Origin of the sequence: Pseudomonas fluorescens (assembly GCF_000802965.1) — a bacterium.
GTDB classification, from domain to species: domain Bacteria; phylum Pseudomonadota; class Gammaproteobacteria; order Pseudomonadales; family Pseudomonadaceae; genus Aquipseudomonas; species Aquipseudomonas fluorescens_A.
This window is the reverse complement of record NZ_JSAK01000014.1, coordinates 1-24,836: the sequence shown is the minus strand read 5'-3', so window position 1 is coordinate 24,836 and position 24,836 is coordinate 1. Positions and strand designations below refer to the sequence as shown.

Below are 24,836 nucleotides of genomic sequence, written 5' to 3'. Positions count from 1 at the left end.
TTAAGTAAGGCCGCTGAGCGATCAGCGGCCTTTTGCGTGAGGAGATCTTAAAGTGGCAGATGCAAAGCGTTTCGATAACTACATCAATGGCGAATGGGTTGCCGGTGGCGATTACTCGGCCAACATCAACCCGTCCGAACTGACCGACACCATCGGCGATTACGCCAAGGCTGACCTGGCTCAGGTCAACGCCGCCATCGACGCCGCCCGTGCCGCGTTCCCGGCATGGTCCACTTCCGGCATTCAGGCGCGTCACGATTCCCTGGATAAAGTCGGCACTGAAATTCTCGCCCGTCGCGAAGAGCTCGGCACCCTGCTGGCCCGGGAAGAGGGCAAGACCCTGCCCGAGGCCATTGGCGAAGTGACCCGCGCCGGCAACATCTTCAAGTTCTTCGCCGGCGAATGCCTGCGCCTGTCCGGCGACTATCTGCCGTCGGTGCGTCCGGGCGTCAACGTTGAAGTCACCCGCGAAGCTCTGGGCGTGGTCGGTCTGATCACCCCGTGGAACTTCCCGATTGCCATCCCGTCGTGGAAAATCGCCCCGGCCCTGGCCTACGGCAACTGCGTCGTGCTGAAACCTGCTGACCTGGTACCGGGTTGCGCCTGGGCCCTGGCCGAAATCATCTCCCGCGCGGGCTTCCCGGCCGGTGTGTTCAACCTGGTGATGGGCAGTGGTCGCGTGGTTGGCGATGCACTGGTCCATAGCCCGAAAGTCGACGGCATCAGCTTCACCGGTTCCGTGGGTGTTGGTCGTCAGATCGCTGTCAGCTGCGTGTCGCGTCAGGCCAAAGTTCAGCTGGAAATGGGCGGCAAGAACCCGCAGATCATTCTCGACGACGCCGACCTCAAGCAAGCGGTCGAGCTGTCGGTACAGAGCGCGTTCTACTCCACCGGCCAGCGTTGCACCGCCTCGAGCCGCTTCATCGTCACCGCCGGGATTCACGACAAATTCGTCGAAGCCATGGCCGAGCGCATGAAGTCGATCAAGGTCGGCCACGCGTTGAAAACCGGCACTGACATCGGTCCGGTGGTCTCGCAAGCGCAGCTTGAACAAGACATGAAGTACATCGACATCGGCCAGTCCGAAGGTGCACGTCTGGTCAGCGGCGGCGGTCTGGTGACTTGCGATACCGAAGGTTACTTCCTCGCGCCAACGCTGTTTGCCGACAGCGAAGCGTCGATGCGTATCAGCCGCGAAGAGATCTTCGGTCCGGTGGCCAACATCGTTCGCGTCGCCGATTACGAAGCTGCGCTGGCCATGGCCAACGACACCGAGTTCGGTCTGTCGGCGGGCATCGCCACCACTTCGTTGAAGTACGCGAACCACTTCAAGCGCCACTCCCAGGCCGGGATGGTAATGGTCAACCTGCCGACTGCCGGCGTCGATTACCACGTTCCGTTCGGTGGCCGTAAAGGTTCATCCTATGGCTCGCGTGAGCAAGGTCGCTATGCGCAAGAGTTCTACACGGTCGTGAAAACCTCCTACATCGGCTCCTGATCCACCCGGCACCACCTCGGTGGCGCCGGATACCGTGTAGGAGCTGCCGCAGGCTGCGATCTTTTAATCTTGTTTTTTAAGATCAAGATCAAAGGATCGCAGCCTGCGGCAGCTCCTACAGGGAAAAACAGATTCACCCGCGCATAAAAATAATTTGTGGGAGTACATCTACATGCAATCGACTCAGAAGCCGACTCACGTCCGCTATTTGATCCTGCTCATGCTTTTCCTGGTGACCACGATCAACTACGCCGACCGGGCGACCATCGCTATCGCCGGTTCCAGCCTGCAAAAAGACCTCGGCATCGACGCCGTTACCCTCGGCTACATCTTCTCCGCATTCGGTTGGGCCTACGTGGCCGGGCAAATTCCCGGTGGCTGGTTGCTGGACCGTTTCGGCTCGAAAAAAATCTACGCTCTGAGCATCTTCACCTGGTCGCTGTTCACCGTGCTGCAGGGTTATGTCGGCGAGTTCGGCATGTCCACCGCAGTGGTCGCGCTCTTCATGCTGCGCTTCCTGGTGGGCCTGGCCGAAGCGCCATCCTTCCCCGGCAACGCGCGCATTGTCGCGGCCTGGTTCCCGACGGCTGAACGTGGCACCGCTTCGGCGATCTTCAACTCGGCGCAATACTTTGCCACCGTGTTGTTCGCACCGCTGATGGGCTGGATCGTCTACAGCTTCGGCTGGCAGCACGTGTTCATCGTCATGGGCGTGATCGGCATTATCTTCTCCGGCATCTGGCTGAAGGTGATCTACAGCCCGCGCCAACACCCGATGATCAATGACGCCGAGTTCAAGCACATCGCCGATAACGGCGGCATGGTCGACATGGACCAGGACAAAGGCAAAGGCAAAAAGGGCGACGGTCCGAAGTGGGATTACATTCGCCAACTGCTGACCAACCGCATGATGCTCGGCGTGTATCTGGGCCAATACTGCATCAACGGCATCACCTACTTCTTCCTGACCTGGTTCCCGGTGTACCTGGTTCAAGAGCGCGGCATGACCATCCTCAAGGCCGGTTTCATTGCCTCGTTGCCAGCTATCTGCGGCTTTATCGGCGGCGTCCTCGGCGGAGTGATTTCCGATTACCTGCTGCGCAAAGGCCATTCCCTGACCTTCGCCCGCAAGGCACCGATCATTGCCGGCCTGCTGGTGTCCAGCAGCATCGTGGCCTGCAACTATGTCGATGTTGAGTGGATGGTCGTTGGCTTCATGGCTTTGGCTTTCTTCGGCAAAGGCGTAGGCGCACTGGGTTGGGCCGTTGTGTCCGACACTTCGCCGAAACAGATTGCCGGTCTCAGCGGTGGCCTGTTCAACACCTTCGGTAACATCGCTTCGATCACCACTCCAATCGTGATCGGCTACATCATCAGCTCCACCGGTTCGTTCAAATGGGCGTTGGTATTCGTCGGTTGCAACGCACTGGTCGCGGTGTTCAGCTATCTGGTCATCGTAGGTCCGATCAAGCGTGTGGTGCTCAAAGAGCCACCGGTCAGCGGTCCTGAAACTCACAACAAATTGTCTCAAGCGCATTCCTGAGGAGCGGCGTCATGCAGTTGATTGAACATTCCGACTCGCCGCGCTACATCCGCCTGCACGAGCGGGACAACGTGGTGATCGTGGTCAACGATCAGGGCGTACCGGCCGGCACCGCATTTGCGGACGGCCTGGTCACCGTGGACTTCGTGCCACAGAGCCACAAGGTCACCCTGGAAGACATTCCTGAGGGTGGCCAGGTGATTCGTTACGGCCAGACCATTGGCTACGCCTTGCAGCCGATTCCACGCGGCAGTTGGGTCAAGGAAGATCAACTGCGCATGCCGACCGCGCCACCGCTGGACAGCCTGCCGCTGTCCACCGAAGTGCCGGCCGCGCAGGCACCGCTGGAAGGCTTCACCTTCGAGGGTTATCGCAACGCCGACGGCACCGTCGGCACGCGCAACATTCTTGGTATCACCACCACTGTGCAATGCGTGACCGGTGTGCTGGATCATGCGGTCAAGCGCATCAAGGACGAATTGCTGCCCAAGTACCCACACGTCGATGACGTTGTAGCGCTGACCCACAGCTACGGCTGTGGCGTGGCCATCACCGCCACCGACGCCTACATCCCGATTCGCACCGTGCGCAACCTGGCGCGCAATCCGAACCTGGGCGGCGAGGCGTTGGTGATCAGCCTCGGTTGCGAGAAATTGCAGGCCGGGCAGGTGATGCACGAGAACGACAGTTCGGTGGATTTGAGCGAGCCGTGGCTCTATCGCTTGCAGGATTCCAGCCACGGTTTTACCGAAATGATCGAGCAGATCATGGAACTGGCGGAAACCCGTTTGAAGAAGCTCGATCAACGCCGTCGGGAAACCGTGCCGGCGTCCGAGCTGATCCTCGGCATGCAGTGCGGTGGCAGTGATGCGTTTTCCGGGATCACCGCCAACCCGGCCTTGGGCTATGCCTCGGATTTGTTGTTGCGCGCCGGTGCGACGGTGATGTTCTCCGAAGTTACCGAAGTGCGCGACGCGATCTACCTGCTGACCTCCCGCGCGCAGACCAAGGAAGTCGCCCAGGAACTGGTGCGGGAGATGGACTGGTACGACCGCTACCTGGCCAAGGGTGAAGCGGATCGCAGCGCCAACACCACGCCGGGCAACAAAAAGGGTGGGTTGTCGAACATTGTCGAGAAGTCCTTGGGCTCGATCGTCAAGTCCGGCAGCAGTGCGATCACTGGCGTGCTCGGCCCTGGCGAGCGGGTCAAGGACAAAGGCCTGATCTTCTGCGCGACCCCGGCCAGCGACTTTGTCTGCGGGACGTTGCAACTGGCGGCGGGGATGAACCTGCATGTATTCACCACCGGTCGTGGCACGCCTTACGGTTTGGCCATGGCGCCGGTGGTAAAGGTGTCGACCCGAACCGAGCTGGCGCAGCGCTGGCCCGACCTGATCGACATCGATGCCGGACGCATCGCCACCGGACGCGCGTCCATCGAGGACCTCGGCTGGGAGTTGTTCCACTACTACCTGGACGTGGCCAGCGGCAAGAAAAAGACGTGGGCCGAAAAGCACAAGCTGCATAACGACATCACCTTGTTCAACCCGGCGCCTATTACTTAAGACTGTGGCGAGGGAGCTTGCTCCCGCTGGACTGCGCAGCAGTCCCCTGTTTTGAAGTGAGGAGGGGGCCGCTTCGCGACCCAGCGGGAGCAAGCTCCCTCGCCACAGGTTACTCATCGCCTGCCAGCGAAGACTTTCTCCCAGACGCCAACGTCGTCAGTGGCTTATCATTAGCCCCCTAACGACGCCCACCTCAAGGTCCTCTCCGGCATGCTGGCAATTTTCCTCGAAACCCTGAACATCACCGCCCCGGTGTTCGCCATGCTGTTTCTTGGGGTGCTGCTCAAACGCATCGACTGGATCAACGACAATTTCATCCACACCGCATCGTCCCTGGTGTTCAACGTCACCATGCCGGCGTTGCTGTTTCTGGGCATCCTGCATGCCGACCTGCACGCCGCGCTGCAACCGGCGCTGCTGATCTACTTCTCCCTCGCGACCCTGGTGTGCTTTGCCATTGCCTGGGGCTGGGCGATTTTCAAGTGTCCGCGGGAAGACCGAGGGATCTACACCCAAGGCGCATTTCGCGGTAACAACGGCGTGATCGGCCTGGCGCTGGCCGCGAGCATGTACGGCGACTACGGGATTTCCCTCGGGGCGATTCTCGCGGCGCTGGTGATCCTGTTCTACAACACGCTCTCGACCATCGTCCTGGCGGTCTACAGCCCGGTGATCAAGTCCGACCCGTGGAGCATTTGCAAAAGCGTGATGATCAACCCGCTGATCATCAGCGTGTTTGCGGCGGCGCCCTTTGCGTACTTCAAAATCAGCCTGCCGGGATGGCTGGAGACGTCCGGCCAGTATCTGGCGCAAACCACTTTGCCATTGGCGTTGATTTGCATCGGCGGCACGCTGTCGCTGGCGGCAATGCGCAAAAGCGGCTCGATGGCGCTCAGTTCAAGCCTGGTGAAAATGCTCGGCCTGCCGATTCTGGCGACACTCGGCGCGTGGCTTTGGGGCTTTCGTGGGGCGGAGTTGGGGATTCTGTTTCTGTACTTCGGCAGCCCGACAGCAGCGGCCAGTTTCGTCATGGCCCGGGCGGCGGATGGCAATCATGAACTGGCGGCGGCGATTATCGTCATCACCACGTTGATGGCGGCGGTGACCACCAATATCGGGATCTTTTTGTTGCAGTGGGGTGGGTGGATCTAATTCTTGAATCTGCGGTGTTGTAGTGGGCCTCACCGCGGGCAAGCCCGCTCCCACAGGTTTCTCAGTTGTTGATGACATTTCCTTCGCAACGAAAAACCTTGTGGGGGCGGGCTTGCCCGCGATGAGGCCAGATCAGGCAACCCGAATTTCAATGACTCACGCTGGTCGCTGATAAGTATCAATCACTTCCTGCGCCGCCCGAAACGCATCGATTGCCGCCGGCACGCCCGCATACACCGCGCAATGCAGCAGCGCTTCGCGAATCTCATCCACGGTGCAGCCGTTGTTCAGCGCGCCGCGCACGTGACCTTTCAATTCCTGCGGGCACTTTAATGCGGTCAGCGCGGCCAGCGTGATCAGGCTGCGGGTTTTCAGCGGCAGTCCTTCGCGGCTCCAGACGCTGCCCCATGCGTGATCGTTAACGAAATCCTGCAACGGCTGGGTGAACTCGGTGGCGTTACCCAGCGCGCGGTCGACGAAGGCGTCGCCCATCACTTGGCGACGTACTTCAACGCCGGATTTTTTATTCTCGGTCATGGCAATTCCCTCTTGTGGTGTTGGCGACGCCAGGCGCGCAGCGACGTGAACAGCAAGAACGCAACCAGCGCCGGCAGGACGAAAAACAGCATCAGGTGTTCAAGCTTGCCCGCCAGCGGCATGCCGGTGGTGAACGACACCACGTGCAGCCCGTAAGCCAGGTACAAACCCAAAAACAGCAGGCCTTCGGCGCGGGTCACGCGGTAGCCGGAATAAAACATCGGCAGGCACAGCACGGCCACGCCAAGCATCACCGGCAGGTCGAAATCCAGGGCATTGGGCGAAACCGACAATGGCGACGGTGCAATCAACGCCGTGATGCCCAGCACACCCAGCAGGTTGAAGAGGTTGCTACCGATCACGTTGCCCACGGCAATTTCCCGTTCGCCGCGCAATGCAGCGATCAACGAGGTAGCGAGTTCCGGCAGGGACGTGCTGACGGCGACGATGGTCAGGCCGATGATCCGCTCGGAAAGCCCCAGATCGGTCGCGACCGCCACCGCAGCGCCCAACAGCAAATGCCCGGCATACACCAGCATCGCCAGGCCGGCGACGATCATCAGCAGGCTTTTCAACCATGGCGCATGCCGAGGCTCATGACTCGACTGCGGACGCGCTGAATGCCGTGACTGGCGCAGCAACAGGCCCAGATACAGCAGCAGTGCCGTCAGCAGGATCACGCCATCGGCGCGGGTCAGCTCTTCATTCCAGGCCAGGATGAACACCAGCAGGCTGGCGCCGATCATCAGCGGAATATCCAGGCGCACCAGTTGCCGTGATACCCGCAGGGGGATGATCAGTGCCGACAACCCGAGGGTCACGAGGATGTTGAAGATGCTGCTGCCGATCACGCTGCCGACGGCGATGTCGGCGTTGTGCGCCAGTGTGGCTTGCAGGCTGACGGCCATTTGCGGTGCGCTGCTGCCGAGGGCAACGATGGTCAGGCCGATGATCAAGGGTCGAACATGCAGGCGTGCGGCCAGGCGCACAGCGGCGCGTACCATCAGTTCGGCACCAACAATCAGCAGCACCAGCCCGGCGAGCAATTCGATCACGTTGATCAGGGGTATATCGGCTAGTCCGAGAATGGTCGGGGCTCCGTCTGTCAGTCGAGGGCTTGCACGCGAACCCGTGCGGTGCCGCTCTTGAGCATGCCCAGCCGTTCGGCGGCTTCATGGGACAGGTCGATCAGGCGTCCACGGGTGTGCGGTCCACGATCGTTGATGCGGACCACGCAGGATTTGTCGTTGTTCAGGTTGGTGACCTTTACCCGCGTACCGAAGGGTAGCTGGCGGTGGGCGGCGGTCATGGAATTCTTGTTGAAACGCTCGCCACTGGCGGTGCGTTTACCTTGGTGTTTGGCGCCGTAATAGGAAGCAACGCCGGTCTTGTCGTAGCCGTGCGGGTCGACGGTATCGGTGCTGGCGCAACCGGCGAGCAGTGAGAGCAGGGCGCAGGCGCCGAGTAGACGTTTCATTGGAAGGCTCCCAAAAAATTGTGGCGAGGGAGCTTGCTCCCGCTCGACCGCGAAGCGGTCGCAAACTCAGACAACACATTTTCTGAAAAAATGCGGTGACCTGTTTGGGTCTGCTTCGCAGACCAGCGGGAGCGAGCTCTCTCGCCACAGGGAATGGAGCCAGTGTGTTGGGCTGGCTCCATTCTCATCAGCCTTCGAGTTTGCTTTTCAGCAGTTCGTTGACCTGTTGCGGGTTGGCCTTGCCTTTGGAGGCTTTCATGGCCTGGCCGACGAAGAAGCCGAACATCTTGCCGCGCTTGGCTTCGTCTGCCGCGCGGTATTGCTCGACCTGCTCGGCGTTCGCCGCAAGCATTTCATCCAGCACCGCCGAGATGGCGCCGGTGTCGGTTACTTGCTTGAGGCCGCGCTTGTCGATGATTTCGTCTGCACTGCCTTCGCCGTTGGCCATCGCTTCAAACACCACCTTGGCGATCTTGCCGGAGATGGTGTTGTCCTTGATGCGCTGCAGCATGCCGCCCAGTTGCTCGGCGGATACCGGCGACTCTTCGATGTCCAGGCCTTGCTTGTTGAGCAAGCTGCCCAACTCGACCATCACCCAGTTCGCCGCCAGTTTGGCGTCGCCGCCGATGCTCGCGACTTTCTCGAAGTAATCGGCTTGTTCGCGGCTGGTGGCCAAAACGCTGGCGTCGTAGACCGAAAGACCGAACTGCTCCTGGAAGCGCTCGCGTTTCTGCGGCGGTAACTCCGGCAGGGTGGCGCGTACGTCGTCGAGGAACGAGTTCTCGATGACCACCGGCAGCAGGTCCGGATCGGGGAAGTAACGGTAGTCGTTGGCTTCCTCTTTGCTACGCATCGGACGGGTTTCGTCTTTGTTCGGATCGTACAGGCGAGTCTGCTGGATCACCTTGCCGCCGTCTTCGATCAGTTCGATCTGGCGCTGGATTTCGCTGTTGATCGCCTTCTCGATGAAGCGGAACGAGTTGACGTTCTTGATCTCGCAGCGGGTGCCGAACTCGACCTGGCCTTTTGGACGGATCGAAACGTTGCAGTCGCAACGCAGCGAACCTTCGGCCATGTTGCCGTCGCAAATCCCCAGGTAACGCACCAGCGCATGGATCGCCTTGACGTAAGCCACGGCTTCCTTGGCACTGCGCATGTCCGGCTCGGAAACGATTTCCAGCAACGGCGTGCCGGCACGGTTCAGGTCGATGCCGCTGGCACCGTTGAACTCTTCGTGCAGGCTTTTGCCGGCGTCTTCTTCCAGGTGCGCGCGGGTGATGCCGACACGTTTGACCGTGCCGTCCTCGAGGGCGATGTCCAGGTGGCCCTTGCCGACGATCGGCAATTCCATCTGGCTGATCTGGTAGCCCTTGGGCAGGTCCGGGTAGAAGTAGTTTTTGCGGGCGAACACGTTGTGCTGGCCGATCTCGGCGTCAATCGCCAGACCGAACATCACCGCCATGCGCACCGCTTCCTGGTTCAGCACCGGCAATACGCCGGGCATGCCCAGGTCGATCAGGCTGGCCTGGGTGTTCGGCTCGGAACCGAAGGTGGTGGAACTACCGGAAAAGATTTTCGACCGGGTGGTGAGCTGGGTATGAATCTCCAGCCCGATCACGACTTCCCATTGCATGTGTGTCTCCTCAGAAGCCGGTTGGGGTGCGAGTGTGCCAGTCAGTGTGTAACTGATACTGGTGCGCAACGTTGAGCAAGCGGCCTTCCTGGAAATACGGAGCGAGCAATTGCACGCCGACCGGCAGACCATCGACAAAACCGGCCGGCATCGACAGACCTGGCAGGCCCGCGAGGTTGGCGGTGATGGTGTAGACGTCTTCCAGGTACGCGGCGACCGGGTCGCTGTTCTTGGCGCCGAGCTTCCAGGCCGGGTTCGGCGTGGTTGGGCCGAGGATGATGTCGACCTCGTTGAAGGCCGCCATGAAGTCGTTCTTGATCAAGCGACGGATCTTCTGCGCCTTCAGGTAGTAGGCGTCGTAGTAACCGGCGGACAGCGCGTAGGCACCGACCATGATCCGGCGCTGCACTTCCGGGCCGAAGCCTTCGCCACGGGAGCGCTTGTACAGGTCGATCAGGTTGACCGGGTTTTCGCAGCGGTAGCCGAAACGCACGCCGTCAAAACGCGACAGGTTGGACGAGGCTTCCGCCGGGGCGATCACGTAGTACGCAGGGATCGCGTGCTGCATGTTTGGCAGGCTGATTTCCTTGACCACGGCGCCGAGCTTTTCCAGCTCCTTGACGCTGTTGTGGATCAGCTCGGCGATGCGCGGGTCGAGACCGGCGCTGAAATACTCTTTCGGCACGCCGATGCGCAGGCCTTGCAGCGAGCCGTTGAGGCTGGCGCTGTAGTCCGGCACGGGCTCATCGATGCTGGTGGAGTCGTTCGGATCGAAGCCGGCCATACCTTGCAACAAAATCGCGCAGTCTTCGGCGGTGCGTGCCATCGGTCCGCCCTGATCGAGGCTGGAGGCGTAGGCAATCATGCCCCAGCGCGAAACACGACCGTACGTCGGTTTCAGGCCAGTCAGGTTGGTCAACGCAGCGGGCTGACGAATGGAGCCGCCGGTGTCGGTGCCGGTAGCGGCAGGCAACAGACGAGCGGCAACGGCTGCCGCCGAACCGCCGGACGAACCGCCCGGGACGTGTTCCAGGTTCCACGGGTTTTTCACCGCGCCGTAGTAGCTCGACTCGTTGGCCGAACCCATGGCGAATTCGTCCATGTTGGTCTTGCCCAGGGTCACGGCGCCGGCAGCAGCCAGCTTGGCGACGACGGTGGCGTCGTACGGAGCCTTGAAGTTGTCGAGCATCTTCGAGCCGCAGCTGGTGCGAATGCCCTGGGTGCAGAACAGGTCTTTGTGGGCGATCGGCGCGCCGAGCAGGGCGCCGCTCTCACCATTGGCCCGGCGGGCGTCAGCGGCTTTCGCCTGCGACAGCGCCAGGTCTTCGGTGAGGCTGATGAAACTGTTGAGCTGTGGATCGAGCTGGGCGATGCGCGCCAGCAGGACTTTGGTCAGCTCTTCGGAGGAAAACTTTTTATCGGCGAGTCCGCGGGCGATCTCGGCCAGAGTCAATTGATGCATTGCAGGCTCTTTCCCTTTAGTCGATGACTTTCGGAACCAGGTACAGGCCGTTTTCGACCGCTGGTGCGATGGACTGGTAAGCCTCGCGGTGATTGGTCTCGGTCACGACGTCTGCACGCAGGCGCTGGCTGGCTTCCAGTGGGTGGGCGAGCGGCTCGATACCGTCGGTATTGACCGCCTGCATTTCGTCGACCAGCCCGAGAATGCTGTTTAGGGCCGAAGTGATGTGTGGAAGATCGGCATCATTGAGGCCCAGACAGGCCAGATGAGCGATTTTTTCCACGTCGGAGCGTTCAAGCGCCATTGGGATTCTCCAGTGGAAAACAGAACGGACGGCGTCCGTGTGTTAGATTGTCGGAACACTACCGCACTTCTACGGTCATAAGGCCGCGATTGTGGGGCTTGGTGCACAGAAAAGCGGCCAATTTAACATATTGGCGCCTTGCCCAAAATCCCTGTCGTTGTTAGAGTTTGCCGCACTTTTTTACCCACGCGTTGCCTAGGGTCCCTTTCCCATGTTCAAGAAACTGCGTGGCATGTTTTCCAGCGATCTTTCCATTGACCTGGGCACTGCCAACACCCTTATTTACGTGCGCGAGCGCGGTATCGTCCTGAATGAGCCCTCCGTTGTGGCCATTCGGACACACGGTAACCAGAAAAGTGTCGTCGCTGTCGGCACCGAAGCGAAGCGCATGTTGGGCCGAACGCCGGGCAACATTGCTGCCATTCGTCCGATGAAGGACGGCGTGATTGCCGACTTCAGCGTCTGCGAAAAGATGCTGCAGTACTTCATCAACAAGGTTCACGAAAATAGTTTCCTGCAGCCTAGCCCTCGCGTGTTGATCTGCGTTCCGTGCAAATCCACCCAGGTTGAGCGTCGTGCCATCCGTGAATCGGCCCTCGGTGCCGGTGCCCGTGAAGTATTCCTGATCGAAGAGCCGATGGCCGCTGCGATCGGTGCCGGCCTGCCGGTTGAAGAAGCTCGCGGCTCGATGGTTGTGGATATCGGTGGCGGTACCACCGAAATCGCGCTGATCTCCCTGAACGGTGTGGTTTACGCCGAATCCGTACGGGTTGGCGGCGACCGCTTCGACGAAGCGATCATCACCTACGTGCGTCGCAACTACGGCAGCCTGATCGGCGAGTCGACTGCAGAGCGCATCAAGCAGGAAATCGGTACAGCCTACCCGGGCGGCGAAGTTCGCGAAGTCGACGTTCGTGGCCGTAACCTGGCCGAAGGCGTTCCACGCGCATTCACCCTGAACTCCAACGAAGTGCTGGAAGCTCTGCAAGAGTCCCTGGCTACCATCGTTCAGGCCGTGAAGAGCGCCCTGGAGCAATCGCCTCCGGAACTGGCTTCCGACATCGCCGAACGTGGCCTGGTGCTGACCGGTGGTGGCGCCTTGCTGCGTGACCTCGACAAGTTGCTGGCCCAGGAAACCGGCCTGCCGGTGATCGTCGCCGAAGACCCGTTGACCTGCGTTGCTCGCGGCGGTGGCCGTGCTCTGGAAATGATGGATAAACACACCATGGACCTGCTCTCCAGCGAATAAGTCGCCGGATTGCCTCTATGCTGTTGAGCGCGCAGGCGGCACTTTGCAGTGCTGCCTGTTCGCGTTTATCTTCTGTCGTCTGCATCCAGGCCGGTTTGATGCCGTATGAATAAAGAGAACATTTGCCTGGGAGGAGCGGCTTATTAAACCGCTTTTCACCAAGGGTCCCTCACTGGGCGTGCGCTTGTTGGTGCTGGTCGTGCTTTCGGTCGCGCTGATGGTGGTCGATGCCCGCTTCACACTGCTCAAGCCAGTGCGTAGCCAAATGTCGCTGGTGCTGATGCAGTCGTACTGGATCACCGACCTGCCGCAGCGGCTATGGCAAGGTGTGGCCAGCCAGTTTGGCAGCCGGACCGAACTCGTCGCCGAAAACGAAAAACTCAAGACTGAAAACCTGCTGTTGCAGGGCCGCATGCAAAAACTTGCCGCCCTCACCGAGCAGAACGTTCGGCTGCGCGAGTTGCTCAACTCTTCAGCCCTGGTCAACGAGAAGGTCGAAGTGGCCGAGTTGATCGGCATGGACCCCAACCCCTTCACCCATCGCATTATCATCAACAAAGGTGAGCGCGACGGTGTGGTTCTCGGTCAGCCGGTGCTTGATGCCCGCGGGCTGATGGGCCAGGTGGTCGAATTGATGCCGTACACCTCGCGCGTGCTGCTGTTGACCGATACCACCCACAGCATTCCAGTGCAGGTCAACCGCAACGGCCTGCGGGCGATTGCCAGCGGCACCGGCAACCCGGAACGCCTGGAATTGCGTCACGTGGCGGACACTGCCGACATCAAGGAGGGTGATCTGCTGGTCAGTTCCGGCCTGGGTCAGCGTTTCCCTGCAGGTTATCCGGTGGCCACGGTCAAGGAAGTGATTCACGACTCCGGCCAGCCGTTTGCCATTGTCCGTGCCGTACCGACTGCTGCACTGAACCGCAGCCGTTACCTGCTGCTGGTATTCAGCGACACCCGTACTCCGGAAGAACGCGCCAACGATGCCGCCCAGGCTCAGGAGAGTCTGGATGCGCAAGGTGGTGGGCCGATGATGCCGGCGACCGTGCCGAAACCGGCCATCGTCCCGGCGGCCATTGCAGCCCCGGCAGCCCCGGCGGTTCCAGCAAGCACACCGGCTGCGGCCACACCGGCCAAGCCAACTGCCACACATCCCGCCGCTGCCAAGCCGCCAGCCTCCGCACCTGCAGCCGCCAAGCCACCGGCCGCTCAACCTGCTGCCGTTAAACCGGCTGCCAAACCGCCTGTCTCCGCGCCGGCTAATACTGGGGGACGAGAATAATGGTCGGTGTCAAAGCCTCCCGAAACGGCTGGATGGTCTGGCTGACATTCGCCGTCGGCATGTTGCTCAGTGTTTCGCCGTTGCCGCAATTCATGGAAATCCTGCGCCCGCTGTGGCTCGCCTTGCTGCTGGCATTCTGGGCCTTGGCCCTGCCACAGAAGGTCGGGATGGTCACCGCGTGGTGCCTGGGCCTGGCGGAAGATGTGCTTTACGGCACGTTGCTGGGCCAGAACGCCTTGATCCTGACGCTGATCACCTACCTCGTGCTGGCATTGCAACAACGCCTGCGGATGTTCCCGATGTGGCAACAGAGCCTGGTGATCCTGGTGATCTTCGGTCTGGCGCAACTGGTTCAGTTGTGGCTCAGCGCCCTGACCGGCAATCGTCAGCCGACGCTGGCACTGGTGTTGCCGGCACTGGTCAGTGCCTTGCTCTGGCCGTGGATCAGCTTCGGTTTGCGCGGATTGCGTCGACGCTACAAAATCAACTGATTCGGTCAGGCATTTGCCCACACCACGACAAGGGAGATGTCTTGATGAAAATGCTTTACCTCGCTTCAGGCTCGCCGCGTCGGCGTGAACTGCTCACGCAGATCGGCGTGCCGTTCTCCGCGATCAGTGCGGACATCGATGAAACCCCTCTATCGCATGAATCCCCCTCGGCCTATGTCGAACGCCTCGCGCGCGGCAAGGCCGAAGCCGGGCGCGGTACGGTCGTGTCCGACGCAGAATTTTGCGTGCTGGGCGCCGACACCGCCGTAGTGCTGAACGGGAAAATTCTCGGCAAGCCGGTTGATGAAGCTGACGCTTGCGCCATGCTTATGATGTTGGCGGGACAAGAACATGAAGTGCTGACAGCCATTGCCGTGCTTGACGGCGAGCGCTGCGAGTCACGGGTGGTGCGCAGTCTGGTGCGTTTTCGCCCTGTCGGTCGCGATGAGGCGGCCGCCTACTGGGCCAGCGGCGAGCCGCAGGACAAGGCGGGTGGTTATGGAATTCAAGGACTGGGTGCGGTGTTTGTCGCCGGGCTCAATGGAAGTTACTCGGCGGTGGTTGGACTGCCGCTGTGCGAAACCGCAGAACTGCTCGGCCATTTCGGCATACCCTGTTGGCAAACCCATAACGCGCGTTAAGCGTCGTACTGACGAGATGCGGCCATTATCGTGAACATGCCTGAACGAGACCCTGCCATGAGTGAAGAGATCCTGATCAACATCACGCCGATGGAATCGCGTGTGGCGGTGGTTGAAAACGGTGTCCTGCAAGAGGTCCACGTCGAGCGCACGCAAAAGCGCGGGATCGTCGGCAACATCTATAAAGGCAAGGTCGTGCGGGTATTGCCCGGCATGCAGGCCGCTTTCGTCGATATCGGTCTGGACCGCGCCGCGTTCATCCATGCTTCGGAAATCTCCCTGCGCGAAGGCCCGGCGGTGGAGAGCATCAGCGCGCTGGTGCACGAAGGCCAGAGCCTGGTGGTGCAGGTCACCAAGGACCCGATCGGCTCCAAAGGTGCGCGGCTGACTACGCAGCTGTCGATCCCGTCGCGCTATCTGGTGTACATGCCGCGCACCGCGCATGTTGGCATTTCGCTGAAAATCGAAGACGAAGCCGAGCGCGAGCGCCTCAAGCAGGTGGTCACCGATTGCGTCGCCAAAGAAGGCATCAAGGAGGCGGGTGGTTTCATCCTGCGTACCGCGGCTGAAGGTGCCGGGGCCGATGAGATCCTCATGGACATCCGCTACCTGCGGCGGCTCTGGGATCAGATCAACGAACAAATCAAAACCATCAGCGCGCCAAGCGTGATCTACGAAGACCTCGGTCTGGCGCTGCGCACCTTGCGTGACCTGGTGAGCCCGAAGATCGAGAAAATCCGCATCGATTCGCGGGAAACCTTCCAGAAAACCACGCAGTTCGTCGCGGAGCTGATGCCGGAAATCGCCGATCGTCTGGAGCACTACCCGGGCGAGCGGCCGATTTTCGACCTGTATGGCGTCGAAGACGAAATCCAGAAAGCCCTGGAGCGCAAAGTCCCGCTGAAGTCCGGTGGTTACCTGGTGGTGGATCCGGCGGAAGCCATGAGCACCATCGACGTCAACACCGGGGCGTTCGTCGGGCATCGCAATCTCGAAGAAACCATCTTCAAGACCAACCTCGAAGCGGCGACCGCGATTGCTCGTCAGCTGCGCCTGCGCAATCTCGGCGGGATCATCATCATCGATTTCATCGACATGGAAGATGAAGAGCACCAGCGCCAGGTACTGCGCACCCTTGAGAAGCAACTGGAACGCGATCACGCCAAGACCAACATCATCGGCATCACCGAGTTGGGCCTGGTGCAGATGACGCGCAAGCGCACCCGCGAAAGTCTCGAACAGGTGCTGTGCGAACCGTGCAGCAGCTGTCAGGGTCGCGGCAAGTTGAAGACTCCGGAAACCGTTTGCTACGAAATCTTCCGCGAAATCCTTCGGGAGGCTCGCGCCTATCAGGCGGAAGGCTATCGTGTATTGGCGAACCAGAAAGTCGTCGATCGACTGCTCGATGAAGAATCGGGCAACGTCGCCGAACTTGAAGGGTTTATCGGGCGCACCATTCGGTTCCAGGTGGAAACCATGTATTCCCAGGAACAATACGACGTGGTGTTGCTCTGATTCGCTGGGTTTCAACTTTTCCTGAACGGCTGGCCTCAGCTTTTTGCAACACTTTTGCCATGGGAGCCAACTGACATGGACCGTCTGACACGCATTTTGGCCGCGCTGACCCGTTGGGGTCTGGGCCTGTGCGCGTTGGTTTTGGTGTTGATGGCGTTGTACGTCAGCCTTGGCCGGGAACTGGCGCCGTTGGTGGCGGAGTATCGCGGCGAAATCGAAACCAAGGCCAGCGAGGCCTTGGGCATGCCGCTGCAAATCGGCGAGTTGAAAGGCGACTGGAGTGGCTTTGCGCCCATTTTGTCGGCGCACGACGTGACGGTCGGCGAGGGTGCCAACGCGCTGCACCTGGAAAAAGTACGCGCGGTACCGGACCTTTGGGACAGTCTGCTGGCACGTGAAGTACGCATTGCCCATCTGGAACTCAATGGTCTGAAGATCAGCCTGAAACAAGGCGATGATGGTAATTGGGCACTGGAAGGCTTGCCGGTAAAGGACGATCAGCCCCTCGACCCGGAGCAGTTGCTCAATCGCATGCAAATGATTCAACAGTTGTCGGTACTCGACAGCCAGATCACGTTGCAGCCGTGGGGCGAATCGCCGCTGACCTTGACGTACGTCGGCCTGAATCTGAAGACCGGTCCTTCCCGTCAGCGACTCGATGCGCGCTTGACCCTGCCCGATGGCCAGCCATTGTCTGTGAGCCTGCGTAGCCGTATTCGCGCCAGCCAATGGAAAGAGGGCGAAGCGGATGTTTATGTGAGTCTGCCGCAAAGCGACTGGTCGAAATGGCTGCCTGAAACCCTGACCCAGCAATGGAATTTCGCCGAGATCAAGGCCGGGGGCGAGTTGTGGGCAACCTGGGGCAAGGGCGCCTTGCAGAGCGCAGCCGTGCGGTTGAATGCGCCGCAACTCAAGGGTGCCTATTCCGAGCGCAAGCCGATCCAGATCAACAATCTGGCGCTCAACGGCTATTTCCAGCGCAGCGCCGAGGGAATGTTGGTAACAGTCGACTCGCTGGCCATGAACCTTGGTGAAACACGCTGGGAATCGCGCCTGCAACTCAGGCAAACCGCTGCCTCGGACAAGTCCGAAGAACTCTGGCATCTGCAAGCCGACCGCCTCGACCTCACACCGCTGACACCCGTGCTCAATGCGCTGGCGCCATTGCCTGAGGGTTTCGCCAAGACCGTCGAGAAACTGAAGGTCATCGGCGGCCTGCGTAACGTGTTGATCGACGTGCGGCCCAATGCCACCGACGACAGCAAGTTCAGCTTTGCCGCTAACCTCGACCGGGTCGGTTTTGATGCCTATCACGGCGCTCCGGCGGCGCGCAATGTCACAGGCAGCATCAGCGGCGACCTGGGCCATGGCGAATTGCGCATGGACAGCAAGGATTTCATGCTGCACCTGGACCCGATATTCGCCAAGCCATGGCAATACATTCAGGCCAACGCAACATTGACCTGGAAGCTCGATAAACAAGCCTTCACCCTGATCGCGCCGTACCTGAAGGTGTTGGGCGAGGAAGGCAAGATCGCCGGCGACTTCCTGATCCGCCTGTTTTTCGATGAGTCCCAGGAAGACTACATGGACCTGCGGGTCGGCCTGGTTGACGGTGACGGTCGCTACACCGCCAAGTACCTGCCGACGATGCTCAGCCCGGGGCTGGATGAATGGCTGCGCACGGCGATTCTCAAAGGTGCGGTGGATCAAGGGTTCTTCCAATACCAAGGTTCCTTGAACCACGGCGCGGCTGAGACCGCCCGCAGCATCAGCCTGTTTTTCAAGGTTCACGATGCCGAGCTGGCGTTCCAGCCTGGCTGGCCGCATGTCAGCAAGGTCACCGGTGATGTGTTCGTTGAGGACAGCGGCGTGCGGATTCTGGCAAGTCAGGGGCAGTTGCTCGATACCCAGGTCCGCGATATTTACGTCAATATCCCCCACGTGCCTGCTGGGCAGAACAGTCATCTGTTTCTCGATGGCGCGTTCGCTGGCGGTTTGGGCGATGGCCTGAAAATTCTCAAGGAAGCGCCGATCGGCACGGCCGAAACGTTTGCCGGCTGGGAAGGCGAGGGTGATCTGCAAGGCAAACTGAAGCTGGACATCCCGCTGGCCAAAGGCGAGCAGCCGAAGATCCTGGTCGACTTCAAAACGGCAAAGGCCCGTTTGAAACTGCCTGAGCCTCCGCTTGAACTAACGCAGATCAAAGGTGATTTCCGTTTCGACAGCAGCAAAGGGTTGAGTGGTCAGAACATCAGCGCGCGAGCCTTCGATAAACCGGTGACGGCGCAGATTTTTGCCGAGGGGCGCGAGGGCAAGCTCAATACCCGGGTCACCGCTTCGGGGCAGGTCGAAGTCAAGAAGCTCACTGACTGGCTGAACGTGACCCAGCCGCTGCCGGTGAGCGGTTTGATCCCGTATCAACTGCAACTGACCCTGGACGGCGCCGACAGCCAGTTGATGGTCAACTCCAATCTCAGAGGCGTTGCGATTGATTTGCCGGCGCCTTTTGGGATCGCGGCGGATGTGGGGCGTGATACGACGTTCCGCATGACCTTGCAGGGACCGGAGCGGCGCTACTGGGTGAACTACGGCGAGTTGGCGAATTTCACATTTGCCGCGCCAAAGGACAATTTTGCCGGCGGTCGTGGTGAGCTGTTCCTGGGCAGCGGCAATGCCATGTTGCCGGATACCAAAGGCCTGCGGGTACGCGGCGAGCTCTCGGAGCTGGATGTCGGACCGTGGCAGGAGCTGATGAGCAAATATGCCGGGCAGGATCCGGGTGGCAGTGCCAAGCAATTGCTCAGTGGTGTGGACGTCAAGGTCGGCAAACTCAAAGCTTTCGGCACCACGCTGGATCAGGCATCGGTGCAGTTGACACGCAAACCGTCCGCCTGGGCCTTGCAACTCGACAGTCAGCAGGTCAAGGGCAACGCAAGCATCCCTGATGCGAAAGCCGCGCCGATGGTGATCAATCTGCAAACCGTGCGTCTGCCGGCTCCTGACCCCAAAGTCCTGGCCGACGAAAACACTCCGGATCCTTTGGCCTCGGTGGACCCGACAAAGATTCCTGCGTTGGATATCACCATCAATCAGCTGTACCAGGGTAATGACCTGGTCGGCGCCTGGTCATTGAAGATTCGACCGACGGCTAAAGGGATTGCCTTCAATTCGCTGGACATGGGCCTGAAGGGCATTTTGTTGCAGGGCAGTGGTGGCTGGGAAGGCGTACCCGGTTCCAGCACGAGCTTCTTCAAGGGCCGGGTCAGCGGCAAGAACCTCGCGGATGTGCTCAAGGGATGGGGTTTTGCGCCGAGTGTCACCAGCCGGGAGTTCCATATGGATGTCGATGGGCGCTGGCCGGGATCGCCGGCATGGCTGGCTACCAAGCGTTTCTCGGGCACCCTGGATGCGTCGCTCAACGAAGGCCAGTTTGTCGAGGTAGAAGGCAGTGCCCAGGCCTTGCGTGTGTTCGGCCTGCTCAACTTCAACTCCATTGGCCGCCGCTTGCGCCTGGACTTCTCCGACCTGTTCGGCAAAGGCCTGAGCTATGACCGGGTCAAAGGCCTGCTGGTAGCCAACAACGGCGTCTATGTCACCCGTGAACCGATCCGCCTGACAGGCCCGTCGAGCACCATCGAACTCGACGGCACCCTGAACATGGTGGCCGATCAGATTGACGCGAAACTGCTGGTGACCTTGCCGGTGACCAACAACCTGCCGATTGCCGCACTGATCGTCGGCGCGCCGGCCGTTGGCGGGGCGCTGTTCCTGATCGACAAGCTGATCGGTGACCGCGTGTCCCGTTTCGCCAGCGTGAAGTACACCGTCAAGGGACCTTGGAAAGAACCGCAAATCACTTACGACAAACCTTTTTGAAAAGCCATGGAGTAGCATGACCGTAACTCCCTTGTAGGAGCTGCCGCAGGCTGCGATCTTTTGGGTTTTTAAACAAGATCAAAAGATCGTCCGAACGCGGCCCGAGCCTGCGGCAGCTCCTACAGTTATGCGTTGATCCGATCAGGAAAAGGCTATGTCTGTAGCGGTGATTCAAATGGTCAGCCAGAGCGATGTGCTGGCCAATCTGGCCCAGGCCCGACGCTTGCTTGAGCAGGCGGCGGCGGGTGGAGCGAAGCTTGCCGTGCTGCCGGAAAACTTCGCCGCCATGGGCCGGCGTGATGTCGCCGACATCGGCCGCGCCGAAGCACTGGGCGAAGGCCCGATTCTGCCCTGGTTGAAACAGACCGCACGCGACCTCAAGTTATGGATAGTGGCCGGCACGTTGCCGTTGCCGCCGGTTGGTCAACCGACGGCCAAGGTGCATGCCTGCTCGTTGCTGGTCGATGATCGCGGCGAAACGGTGGCGCGTTACGACAAGCTGCACCTGTTCGACGTGGACGTGGCCGACAATCGCGGGCGTTATCGCGAATCCGATGACTATGCTTATGGCAGTGGCGTCGTGGTAGCGGATACGCCGGTGGGCCGAGTTGGCTTGACGGTTTGTTATGACCTGCGCTTTCCGGAGCTGTACAGCGAATTGCGTGCTGCCGGTGCGCAGCTGATTACCGCACCGTCGGCCTTTACCGCGGTGACCGGCGCGGCGCACTGGGATGTGCTGATTCGCGCGCGAGCCATCGAGACACAATGTTATGTGCTCGCAGCCGCCCAGGGCGGAACCCATCCGGGCCCCCGGGAAACCTGGGGTCACGCGGCAATCATCGATCCGTGGGGCCGGGTGCTGGCGCAACAGGATCAAGGCGAGGCCGTGCTGCTGGCCGAAGTAGACAGCAGCGAACAGGCGTCCATCCGGGCGCGGATGCCGGTGTCCACTCACCGGCGCTTTTTCTCGCAGGGCGCCCAGCGACCTGCATCAGAACGATGAATTTAAGGCGTAAAGCATATGAGCGAGTTGTTGTCCTCAGTCAGTGAACACCTCCTGGCGCCTGGCGGCGTAACGATCGAGAGCCTGCAAGGTGTGCTCGGCGATCTGGCCGGCCCGGGCATCGATGCCGCCGACCTGTATTTCCAGGGGCAGATTTCCGAGTCCTGGGCGCTGGAAGACGGCATCGTCAAGGAAGGCAGCTTCAACCTCGACCAAGGGGTGGGCGTTCGCGCGCAATCCGGTGAGAAGACCGGTTTCGCCTACAGCAATGCCATCACCCTGGAAGCCTTGGGCGCAGCGGCCCGTGCCGCGCGTTCGATCTCCCGCGCCGGACAGAACGGCACCGTGCAAGCGTTCACCACTCAGGATGTGGCGCAGTTGTACGGGCCGGACAACCCACTCGAAGTGCTGACCCGCGCCGAGAAAGTCGATTTGCTCAAGCGCATTGATGCTGCCACACGCGCCCTGGATCCGCGTATCCAGCAAGTCACCGTGAGCATGGCCGGTGTCTGGGAACGGATTCTGGTGGCATCCACCGATGGTGGTCTGGCGGCGGACGTGCGCCCGCTGGTGCGCTTCAACGTCAGCGTGATCGTCGAGCAGAATGGCCGTCGCGAACGCGGTGGCCATGGCGGTGGCGGTCGTACCGATTACCGTTATTTCCTCGCTGAAGACCGTGCCATGAGCTATGCCCGTGAGGCGCTGCGTCAGGCACTGGTCAACCTCGAAGCCATTCCGGCGCCGGCCGGTACGTTGCCGGTGGTACTCGGTTCCGGTTGGTCCGGCGTGCTGTTGCACGAAGCGGTCGGCCACGGTCTGGAAGGCGACTTCAACCGCAAGGGCAGTTCGGCTTACAGCGGACGCATGGGCGAGATGGTCGCGTCCAAGCTCTGCACCATTGTCGATGATGGCACTCTGGCCGGTCGTCGTGGTTCTTTGAGCGTTGACGACGAAGGCACCCCGACCGAGTGCACCACGCTGATCGAAAACGGCGTACTCAAAGGCTACATGCAGGACAAGCTCAACGCCCGCCTGATGGGTGTGGCGCGTACCGGTAACGGTCGTCGCGAATCCTACGCGCACCTGCCAATGCCGCGTATGACCAACACTTACATGCTCGGCGGTGAAAGCGATCCAGCAGAAATCATTGCTTCGGTGAAGCGCGGCATCTACTGCGCCAACCTCGGCGGCGGTCAGGTGGACATCACCAGCGGCAAGTTCGTGTTCTCCACCAGCGAGGCGTACCTGATCGAAGACGGCAAGATTACTGCGCCGGTCAAAGGCGCGACGCTGATCGGCAACGGTCCGGAAGCCATGAGCAAAGTGTCGATGGTCGGCAACGATCTGGCGCTGGACAGCGGTGTGGGGACGTGTGGCAAGGATGGGCAGTCGGTGCCGGTGGGTGTCGGCCAGCCAACGCTGAAGATTGATGCGATCACCGTGGGTGGCACGGGCGCATAGGGACGTACACATCCCCTGTGTAGGAGCTGCCGCAGGCTGCGATCTTTTGATCTTTCTTTTGAAAATCCAAAGTCAAAAGATCGCAGCCTGCGGCAGCTCCTACAGGGGGCGAGACTTAGCGCAGACCGCGTTGAGTCTCGTCCAGCTCACGGATGTACTTGAAGATTTTACGGCTGGAAGCAGGAGGTTTGTTTTGCGCAACCTCGTGCTGGGCCTGACGGATCAGGGAGCGCAGTTGCTGGCGGTCCGCGTCCGGGTAGTCGACGACGAATTTTTCCAGTACGGCATCGTCGCCGGCAATCAGGCGATCGCGCCAACGCTCCAGGTTATGGAAGCGTTCGTTGTACTGGCGAGTGGAGGCATCGAGTTGATCGAGCAAAACCAGAATGGCGTCAGTGTCCTGATCGCGCATCAGTTTGCCGATGAACTGAAGGTGCCGTTTACGCGCGATATTCGCGGTGTGCTTAGGCGCATCGGCCAGAGCCCGGCGCATAGCGTCGGTCAACGGCAGTTTAGCCAGCAAGTCAGGCTTGAGTGTTGTAAGGCGCTCGCCGAGGTCAACCAGAGCATGCAGCTCGCGTTTAACCTGGGATTTGCTTTTTTCTCCCGTATCGAGGGAGTCGTCGTAAGAATCAACCATGGTGGCCGTCCGCAAAGAAACGCCGCCATGATAACCAGTCGGGGGCCGCTTGTCCGGCCCGGTCGCTCGATGACCGTTACCGAAAGCAGAATTTGAGTGGAGAACAGCATGAGTGCAGTTGAAAGCGTCGGCCCACAAGCGTTGCCGGCACTGCAAGAACAAGTCGAGCAGATCATCGCTGAAGCCAAGCGCCAGGGCGCGAGCGCCTGTGAAGTGGCGGTGTCCCTGGAGCAGGGCCTGTCGACCACGGTTCGCCAGCGCGAAGTCGAAACTGTCGAATTCAACCGCGATCAGGGCTTTGGCATCACCTTGTATGTGGGTCAGCGCAAGGGCTCGGCGAGCACGTCGGCCAGTGGCCCGGACGCCATTCGCGAAACCGTCGCCGCGGCACTGGCCATCGCCAAGCACACCTCGGAAGATGAAGCGTCGGGTCTGGCGGATGCTGCGCTGATGGCCAGGGACGTGCAGGATTACGACCTGTTCCATGAATGGGATATCACGCCAGAGCAGGCGATCGAGCAGGCACTGACCTGTGAAGCCGCCGCGTTTGCCGCCGACAGCCGAATCAAGAATGCCGATGGCACCACCTTGAGCACGCATCAGGGTTGCCGGGTCTATGGCAACAGTCACGGTTTTGTCGGCGGGTATGCGTCGACGCGCCACAGCCTGAGCTGCGTGATGATTGCCGAAGCCGACGGCCAGATGCAGCGCGATTACTGGTATGACGTAAACCGTCAGGGCAACTTGCTGGCCGACCCGGTGAGCATCGGCCAGCGTGCCGCTCAACGTGCTGCGAGCCGCCTGGGCGCGCGTCCGGTGCCGACCTGCGAAGTGCCGGTCCTGTTCTCGGCGGAGCTGGCGGGCGGTTTGTTCGGCAGTTTCCTGTCGGCCATTTCCGGTGGCAGCCTGTACCGCAAATCGTCGTTCCTTGAAGGCACGCTGGGGCAAAAGCTGTTTCCGGAATGGCTGACCATCGACGAGCGTCCGCACCTGATGCGGGCCATGGGCAGTGCCGGGTTCGATGGCGATGGCCTGGCGACTTACGCAAAACCGTTCGTCGAAAAAGGCGAGTTGGTGTCCTACATTCTCGGCACTTACTCGGGTCGCAAACTCGGCATGCCGAGCACCGCCAACGCTGGCGGCGTGCACAACCTGTTCGTCACCCATGGCGATGAAGACCAGGTTGCCTTGCTGCGGCGCATGGGGCGTGGTCTGCTGGTAACTGAGCTGATGGGGCAGGGCCTCAACATGGTCACCGGTGATTATTCCCGTGGTGCGGCGGGTTACTGGGTCGAGAACGGCGAGATCCAGTTCGCAGTGCAGGAAGTGACCATCGCCGGCAACATGCGCGACATGTTCAAGCAGATCGTCGCCGTCGGTAATGACCTGGAACTGCGCAGCAACATTCGCACGGGCTCGGTGCTTATCGAGCGGATGACGGTGGCGGGTAGCTAACCGTCCCCCCGCCTTACACAAAGGCGCGCCACCCATCGGGTGGCGC

Annotated in this window: 20 protein-coding genes; 13 read left to right on the top strand and 7 right to left on the bottom strand. The window is 60.6% G+C overall.

The window, feature by feature from the left end; translation table 11 throughout:
* Positions 1-52 precede the first annotated feature (52 nt).
* The 4 genes from NL64_RS11990 (at position 53) to NL64_RS11975 (ending at position 5,758) form a co-directional block, all read left to right on the top strand.
* Positions 53-1,498, top strand: a complete 1,446-nt coding sequence (locus NL64_RS11990; protein WP_034148293.1) for an aldehyde dehydrogenase family protein — start codon at positions 53-55, stop codon at positions 1,496-1,498.
* Positions 1,499-1,670: 172 nt separating this feature from the next.
* Positions 1,671-3,041, top strand: coding sequence for an MFS transporter (locus NL64_RS11985; RefSeq protein ID WP_034148292.1), 1,371 nt, complete (start codon positions 1,671-1,673; stop codon positions 3,039-3,041).
* Positions 3,042-3,052: 11 nt separating this feature from the next.
* Complete coding sequence (garD, locus tag NL64_RS11980) at positions 3,053-4,606, top strand: galactarate dehydratase (protein ID WP_034148291.1); 1,554 nt, start codon at positions 3,053-3,055, stop codon at positions 4,604-4,606.
* A gap of 210 nt (positions 4,607-4,816) precedes the next feature.
* Complete coding sequence (locus NL64_RS11975; RefSeq protein WP_034148290.1) at positions 4,817-5,758, top strand: AEC family transporter; 942 nt, start codon at positions 4,817-4,819, stop codon at positions 5,756-5,758.
* A 156-nt stretch (positions 5,759-5,914) separates the two neighbouring features.
* On the opposite strand, the gene NL64_RS11970 is transcribed toward NL64_RS11975, so the two are convergent.
* The 6 genes from NL64_RS11970 to gatC all read right to left on the bottom strand — a co-directional run bounded on the left by NL64_RS11970 (position 5,915) and on the right by gatC (position 11,171).
* Positions 5,915-6,295 (bottom strand): carboxymuconolactone decarboxylase family protein, encoded by a 381-nt coding sequence (locus tag NL64_RS11970; RefSeq protein ID WP_034148289.1) that lies wholly within the window; start codon positions 6,293-6,295, stop codon positions 5,915-5,917.
* Positions 6,292-7,350 (bottom strand): calcium/sodium antiporter, encoded by a 1,059-nt coding sequence (locus tag NL64_RS11965; RefSeq protein ID WP_034148288.1) that lies wholly within the window; start codon positions 7,348-7,350, stop codon positions 6,292-6,294. The genes NL64_RS11970 and NL64_RS11965 overlap by 4 nt, the downstream gene beginning before the upstream one ends.
* A 50-nt stretch (positions 7,351-7,400) precedes the next feature.
* Entirely contained in the window at positions 7,401-7,772 is a 372-nt protein-coding gene (locus NL64_RS11960; RefSeq protein ID WP_034148287.1) for a septal ring lytic transglycosylase RlpA family protein, read from the bottom strand.
* Positions 7,773-7,959: 187 nt separating this feature from the next.
* Positions 7,960-9,405 (bottom strand): Asp-tRNA(Asn)/Glu-tRNA(Gln) amidotransferase subunit GatB, encoded by a 1,446-nt coding sequence (gatB, locus tag NL64_RS11955; RefSeq protein ID WP_034148286.1) that lies wholly within the window; start codon positions 9,403-9,405, stop codon positions 7,960-7,962.
* A gap of 10 nt (positions 9,406-9,415) precedes the next feature.
* Positions 9,416-10,867, bottom strand: a complete 1,452-nt coding sequence (gatA, locus tag NL64_RS11950; RefSeq protein WP_034148285.1) for an Asp-tRNA(Asn)/Glu-tRNA(Gln) amidotransferase subunit GatA — start codon at positions 10,865-10,867, stop codon at positions 9,416-9,418.
* A 16-nt stretch (positions 10,868-10,883) separates the two neighbouring features.
* Positions 10,884-11,171: an Asp-tRNA(Asn)/Glu-tRNA(Gln) amidotransferase subunit GatC gene (gene gatC / locus NL64_RS11945; RefSeq protein ID WP_007901429.1), complete on the bottom strand. Its 288-nt coding sequence runs from the start codon at positions 11,169-11,171 to the stop codon at positions 10,884-10,886.
* A gap of 211 nt (positions 11,172-11,382) precedes the next feature.
* Here gatC and mreB point away from each other — a divergent pair, with 211 nt between their 5' ends.
* From mreB to tldD, 8 genes are all read left to right on the top strand, one after another.
* A complete protein-coding gene (gene mreB / locus NL64_RS11940; protein ID WP_002555108.1) occupies positions 11,383-12,420 on the top strand; it encodes a rod shape-determining protein MreB in 1,038 nt (345 codons plus the stop codon).
* A gap of 142 nt (positions 12,421-12,562) precedes the next feature.
* Positions 12,563-13,705, top strand: coding sequence for a rod shape-determining protein MreC (mreC, locus tag NL64_RS11935; protein WP_080757955.1), 1,143 nt, complete (start codon positions 12,563-12,565; stop codon positions 13,703-13,705).
* Entirely contained in the window at positions 13,705-14,196 is a 492-nt protein-coding gene (gene mreD, locus NL64_RS11930; RefSeq protein WP_034148283.1) for a rod shape-determining protein MreD, read from the top strand. Before mreC ends, mreD begins: the two co-directional genes overlap by 1 nt.
* Positions 14,197-14,240: 44 nt before the next feature.
* Positions 14,241-14,837 carry a Maf family protein gene (locus NL64_RS11925; RefSeq protein ID WP_034148282.1) on the top strand — a complete coding sequence of 199 codons (597 nt, stop codon included), beginning with the start codon at positions 14,241-14,243 and terminating at the stop codon, positions 14,835-14,837.
* A 57-nt stretch (positions 14,838-14,894) separates the two neighbouring features.
* Complete coding sequence (gene rng / locus NL64_RS11920; RefSeq protein ID WP_008008603.1) at positions 14,895-16,352, top strand: ribonuclease G; 1,458 nt, start codon at positions 14,895-14,897, stop codon at positions 16,350-16,352.
* A gap of 75 nt (positions 16,353-16,427) precedes the next feature.
* Positions 16,428-20,231 (top strand): YhdP family protein, encoded by a 3,804-nt coding sequence (locus tag NL64_RS11915; protein WP_034148281.1) that lies wholly within the window; start codon positions 16,428-16,430, stop codon positions 20,229-20,231.
* Between the two features lie 154 nt (positions 20,232-20,385).
* Complete coding sequence (locus NL64_RS11910; RefSeq protein WP_034148280.1) at positions 20,386-21,234, top strand: carbon-nitrogen hydrolase family protein; 849 nt, start codon at positions 20,386-20,388, stop codon at positions 21,232-21,234.
* An 18-nt stretch (positions 21,235-21,252) separates the two neighbouring features.
* Positions 21,253-22,695 (top strand): metalloprotease TldD, encoded by a 1,443-nt coding sequence (tldD, locus tag NL64_RS11905; protein WP_034148279.1) that lies wholly within the window; start codon positions 21,253-21,255, stop codon positions 22,693-22,695.
* A 115-nt stretch (positions 22,696-22,810) separates the two neighbouring features.
* Here the strand turns inward: tldD and yjgA are convergent, their stop codons facing one another.
* The gene (yjgA, locus tag NL64_RS11900; protein WP_034148278.1) at positions 22,811-23,335 is read right to left on the bottom strand and encodes a ribosome biogenesis factor YjgA; all 525 of its coding nucleotides are present in this window, start codon (positions 23,333-23,335) and stop codon (positions 22,811-22,813) included.
* 108 nt (positions 23,336-23,443) lie between these two features.
* Between yjgA and pmbA the strand changes: the two genes are divergently transcribed.
* Positions 23,444-24,790: a metalloprotease PmbA gene (pmbA, locus tag NL64_RS11895; protein WP_034148277.1), complete on the top strand. Its 1,347-nt coding sequence runs from the start codon at positions 23,444-23,446 to the stop codon at positions 24,788-24,790.
* The last annotated feature ends 46 nt before the right edge of the window (positions 24,791-24,836 follow it).

Coding starts and splice junctions, on each gene's coding strand:
- pmbA (WP_034148277.1), top strand. CDS start 23,444: ATGAGTGCAGTTGAAAGCGTCGGCCCACAAGCGTTGCCGGCACTGCAA.
- rng (WP_008008603.1), top strand. CDS start 14,895: ATGAGTGAAGAGATCCTGATCAACATCACGCCGATGGAATCGCGTGTG.
- yjgA (WP_034148278.1), bottom strand. CDS start 23,335: ATGGTTGATTCTTACGACGACTCCCTCGATACGGGAGAAAAAAGCAAA.
- NL64_RS11925 (WP_034148282.1), top strand. CDS start 14,241: ATGAAAATGCTTTACCTCGCTTCAGGCTCGCCGCGTCGGCGTGAACTG.
- garD (WP_034148291.1), top strand. CDS start 3,053: ATGCAGTTGATTGAACATTCCGACTCGCCGCGCTACATCCGCCTGCAC.
- NL64_RS11970 (WP_034148289.1), bottom strand. CDS start 6,295: ATGACCGAGAATAAAAAATCCGGCGTTGAAGTACGTCGCCAAGTGATG.
- gatA (WP_034148285.1), bottom strand. CDS start 10,867: ATGCATCAATTGACTCTGGCCGAGATCGCCCGCGGACTCGCCGATAAA.
- NL64_RS11960 (WP_034148287.1), bottom strand. CDS start 7,772: ATGAAACGTCTACTCGGCGCCTGCGCCCTGCTCTCACTGCTCGCCGGT.
- gatB (WP_034148286.1), bottom strand. CDS start 9,405: ATGCAATGGGAAGTCGTGATCGGGCTGGAGATTCATACCCAGCTCACC.
- mreB (WP_002555108.1), top strand. CDS start 11,383: ATGTTCAAGAAACTGCGTGGCATGTTTTCCAGCGATCTTTCCATTGAC.
- gatC (WP_007901429.1), bottom strand. CDS start 11,171: ATGGCGCTTGAACGCTCCGACGTGGAAAAAATCGCTCATCTGGCCTGT.
- mreD (WP_034148283.1), top strand. CDS start 13,705: ATGGTCGGTGTCAAAGCCTCCCGAAACGGCTGGATGGTCTGGCTGACA.
- NL64_RS11915 (WP_034148281.1), top strand. CDS start 16,428: ATGGACCGTCTGACACGCATTTTGGCCGCGCTGACCCGTTGGGGTCTG.
- NL64_RS11975 (WP_034148290.1), top strand. CDS start 4,817: ATGCTGGCAATTTTCCTCGAAACCCTGAACATCACCGCCCCGGTGTTC.
- NL64_RS11985 (WP_034148292.1), top strand. CDS start 1,671: ATGCAATCGACTCAGAAGCCGACTCACGTCCGCTATTTGATCCTGCTC.
- NL64_RS11910 (WP_034148280.1), top strand. CDS start 20,386: ATGTCTGTAGCGGTGATTCAAATGGTCAGCCAGAGCGATGTGCTGGCC.
- tldD (WP_034148279.1), top strand. CDS start 21,253: ATGAGCGAGTTGTTGTCCTCAGTCAGTGAACACCTCCTGGCGCCTGGC.